The organism is Priestia sp. P5_B4 (genome assembly GCF_056400385.1).
The window spans coordinates 1-3,284 of record NZ_JBFULJ010000417.1 but is presented as its reverse complement, the minus strand read 5'-3'; the positions used below and the strand labels follow the sequence as shown (position 1 = coordinate 3,284).

At 34.1% G+C, this 3,284-nt stretch carries 6 protein-coding genes and 1 pseudogene; 6 read left to right on the top strand and 1 reads right to left on the bottom strand.

Annotation, left to right across the window (positions count from 1 at the left end; genetic code table 11):
- From AC1DRF_RS20510 to AC1DRF_RS20490, 5 genes and pseudogenes are all read left to right on the top strand, one after another.
- Positions 1-371 (top strand): nucleoside/nucleotide kinase family protein (locus AC1DRF_RS20510; protein WP_477741545.1); only part of this gene is annotated, 371 nt, incomplete at its 5' end.
- A 134-nt stretch (positions 372-505) separates the two neighbouring features.
- On the top strand, positions 506-802 hold the full coding sequence (locus AC1DRF_RS20505) for a hypothetical protein (RefSeq protein WP_477741544.1): 297 nt from the start codon (positions 506-508) through the stop codon (positions 800-802).
- A 257-nt stretch (positions 803-1,059) separates the two neighbouring features.
- A complete protein-coding gene (locus AC1DRF_RS20500) occupies positions 1,060-1,431 on the top strand; it encodes a hypothetical protein (protein WP_427076469.1) in 372 nt (123 codons plus the stop codon).
- Positions 1,432-1,730: 299 nt separating this feature from the next.
- Positions 1,731-2,114 (top strand): annotated as a pseudogene (locus AC1DRF_RS20495) (ImmA/IrrE family metallo-endopeptidase); the annotation flags it as partial.
- 61 nt (positions 2,115-2,175) lie between these two features.
- Positions 2,176-2,445, top strand: coding sequence for a hypothetical protein (locus AC1DRF_RS20490; protein WP_427076471.1), 270 nt, complete (start codon positions 2,176-2,178; stop codon positions 2,443-2,445).
- A gap of 170 nt (positions 2,446-2,615) precedes the next feature.
- Here AC1DRF_RS20490 and AC1DRF_RS20485 read toward each other — a convergent pair whose 3' ends face one another.
- On the bottom strand, positions 2,616-2,771 hold the full coding sequence (locus AC1DRF_RS20485; protein ID WP_164798232.1) for a hypothetical protein: 156 nt from the start codon (positions 2,769-2,771) through the stop codon (positions 2,616-2,618).
- Positions 2,772-2,969: 198 nt separating this feature from the next.
- Here AC1DRF_RS20485 and AC1DRF_RS20480 point away from each other — a divergent pair, with 198 nt between their 5' ends.
- Positions 2,970-3,242, top strand: a complete 273-nt coding sequence (locus AC1DRF_RS20480) for a hypothetical protein (protein ID WP_224980155.1) — start codon at positions 2,970-2,972, stop codon at positions 3,240-3,242.
- Positions 3,243-3,284: the final 42 nt, after the last annotated feature.

Sequence of the window (3,284 nt, the reverse complement as noted above, 5' to 3'; positions counted from 1 at the left end):
CTTTAGGACCTAAGGGTAACGGTCATTATCAAGCAGCTTCTTTAGATTTAGCGACAGATCAATATGTTAAACCCAATATTCAACTAGCAACTAAGGACATGATTTTAATTGTAGATGGAACTTTTCTATTTAAAAAGCAATTATGCAACCTATATGATTTTAAAATATTCGTTAGTACTGACTTTGAATTAGCTAGGAAAAGGGGGGCCAAACGAGAAGAGCAAACTTTTGGAAGCTATGAAAAAGCCGAGAAAATGTTTATTAAAAGGTATCATGCAGCGTCAAAAATCTATTTAGATGAACATCAACCACAATTAAGCGCAGATGTAGTGATTAACAATAATGATTTAAATGATCCATATTTTATTTAAATCCTTACTTTATTTAATTAAGAGCATGTTTTCGTTTATATTTTTCGAAACATGCTCTTTCTTTTTGATTATTTGTAAGTGGTACTAATATTTTGAGTAGAGATTATTTAAAAGTTACAAGGAGGGTATGATAGATGGCATTATTTGATGAAAGAATMCTAGAAAAAGAGAAACCTATTTTAAARRAAAAARRGAYAAGTAAATCCCTTCTCTTTGATGAAAAGGAAATRGATAAACGGATCGCTCAAACAAAGAAAAAGAATCCTTTTTCTCTGTTACAACCTCCAAAGGCTGAAAAGGAAAAAAAGAAAGAGAAACTACCGGAGGTAAAGAAAAGTGTGGCTGATATTATTCCCATCATCGATCAAACAGATAGTGGGCTATTTCAGCTAAAAGATGAGGGAAGCTTTTTTTGGGATCTGGCAGCTTAAAGTACCGATATCAATGCCATGCATGACCAAGAGGCAGGACGCAATATTTATACACTGGCCAAAACGTACCAGGGCGATAAAGATCCGTTTAAAATTATCTCGTTAAACTTACCCGTTTCGACACAAAAGCAACAACAATATCTTGAAAAGAAGATTCGAGAAGCAAAAAATGCATTATCCCTTCTTTTCTTGCGAAAGAAATTAAAAGAGCTTCAATATTTAGAAATGAAGAAACAAAACGATATATTCAAGCGTATATGGAAGAAAATAGTATTGGGTTTACGGGTAAAGCTATTGCTCAAATTTGTAAGGAACATAAAGAAGCTAAGAGTAATGAGTGGTCATTGAAATACATTTCAGAAGTGGTGAGCAACAACTTACATCAGGTTTTAAAAGATGAATTAACGAAGATTCGTCTTGGAGCAAACAGTGCCGATAAAAACTCACAAATTTTAATTGAATATATGAACGGTCTTTTCTTCCATCACGGTTTTGATGGATTAATGACAACGGGTTTACAAGAGTTAGATAGTACGAAGGTTGCGAAGGAAGCAGTTGAGAAGCGTATTGCAAATCAACGCCAAAAACGGATTTATTGGGAAGAATCCAAAGGGAAACAACCATCTTAATGATCGATTTATATAAAGATAGTTTTAAAAATGTAGAGGAGGAATGAAATATATTTTTTAACAAAGATTTAGTGTTAGCTTCGATTAAAGCTGTAGGAGAGGATCATGCCATTGTACAGTATCAAGACAAAGAGGTAGAGGTGAATTTAAGTCCAGAAGAAGCGAAGAAATTCCATCAATATGTGGTGCATCAAGAGAATATATTGGTGCCAATGAATATTAAAACACAGAAGCTTTTTGTGGATTTAGAAGAACCTTGGTATGAACAAGAATTAGAAGAACTTAAGGGGATCTCCTATCAAGAAGAACTAGGTTCCGCAAAGGGAGTTTCTTATACTCTAACAAAAGAAGTTGCGTTAAATCCCCGTAACTCTGAACGTCAAAATGTAAAGACTTTGATACATGAGTTGGCACACGCGAAACTTCACACCAAAGACACACATCTAAACTATACGGCTGCGGAAAAAGAGTTTCAGGCAGAAATGACAGCTTATACGGTTTCCTCTTATTTTGGAATCGACACCACTTCTTATTCCTTGGATTACCTGTCACATTGGACGAAAGGAAAGACCTTTGAAGATAAAACCAAGCTTTTAAAAGAAGTTCATGAAACATCAGTTGGCTTTATTGAAACAATCGAAGATATTTTAGTCAAAGAACGAGAAAAAAATCAGTCACCAGAAAAAAAACAATGAAAAACAGCAGCAAGCAGATCCTCTTTCGCCTCAAAACGCACAAGAGAAAATGAAAGAAGGCTATGAGGACTATAAACAAAAACAGCAACAGGAATCCGCACAAAATGTAGATAGCATTTTAGAACGTGTCACAGCTGAAGAAAAATATTATTTAACTAAAACTAAAACTAAAACACAAGCCATTAAAAATGGATGGATAACGAAAGAAGAAGTCGTCAAACTTGAACATCAGATCGATTCGAATATTGCTAAAAACGAAAAGGGGATCCACCAATGGTCAAGTTCAAGAACAATCTCTTACTTTTCAAGACCGTTTTGAAGTGGGTAATCAAATGTACCCTCAAAAACGTACAGGCATCGTCAAGAAGAAAAAAGAAGAACAGGACATCGAAAGGTAAAGTATAGCAAGAATATTTGACGGCACATCAGATAAATATTGTGTAAACAAAGAATAGTAAAAAGACGATGCCAATCACCGTCTCAATAGAACTAGTTTTTATTTCCAGTAAACTTATTTTTAAAATAAAGGTAATCAACCTTGTGTTTAGTGGCCATCAACTGTGATGCAAGTACTGCTGTATAAATTGTTGTTAATAGTATCGAAAGAATTCCAATACCAACTAACGGGTTATTTTTATTACCCAAGTTTTCCCCCTCCTTGTTCATAATTCGTAGATAAGGATATTTTCTGTAAAGAGATCAATTTTATACTGAAAAAAATGAAGTGATTTTAACCTGACAAAATTAAATTTAACAAGCAGATCCTGTTAATACCTCTGCTTTTTCTTTTATAAATAATCCTTTCTTTCATATTTAAAACCACATTAATTGGAGGAATAAACGATGAAAAAAATTACATCTCTTTCAATTGAAGAATTTAACAAGCTTATTTCCGATAAACGAGAACTCAAAAAGCTCATGAAACACCCCCAAAATGAAAAGATCGAAGCAGGTTGGGCCAATATTAGTGGTGAACAGTTGCAAGACATCCCTTCTGGTGCTGTTTACTTAACACAATCAGATATAGGGGAGGAAAAACCACAGGTTTTGCTTGTTTACACCGATGAAAGAGGGCAAAAACAAGCCTTGGAAGTGAAGCAACAGTTGATTTTTTGAGAAGTCATGATGTGAATCCTGTTTTAGAGAAAGATCGAGAAA

What these genes read in the sequence shown, in the direction of transcription:
- AC1DRF_RS20500 (WP_427076469.1), top strand. Translation starts at nt 1,060, where the DNA reads ATGGAAGAAAATAGTATTGGGTTTACGGGTAAAGCTATTGCTCAAATT.
- AC1DRF_RS20490 (WP_427076471.1), top strand. Translation starts at nt 2,176, where the DNA reads ATGAAAGAAGGCTATGAGGACTATAAACAAAAACAGCAACAGGAATCC.
- AC1DRF_RS20480 (WP_224980155.1), top strand. Translation starts at nt 2,970, where the DNA reads ATGAAAAAAATTACATCTCTTTCAATTGAAGAATTTAACAAGCTTATT.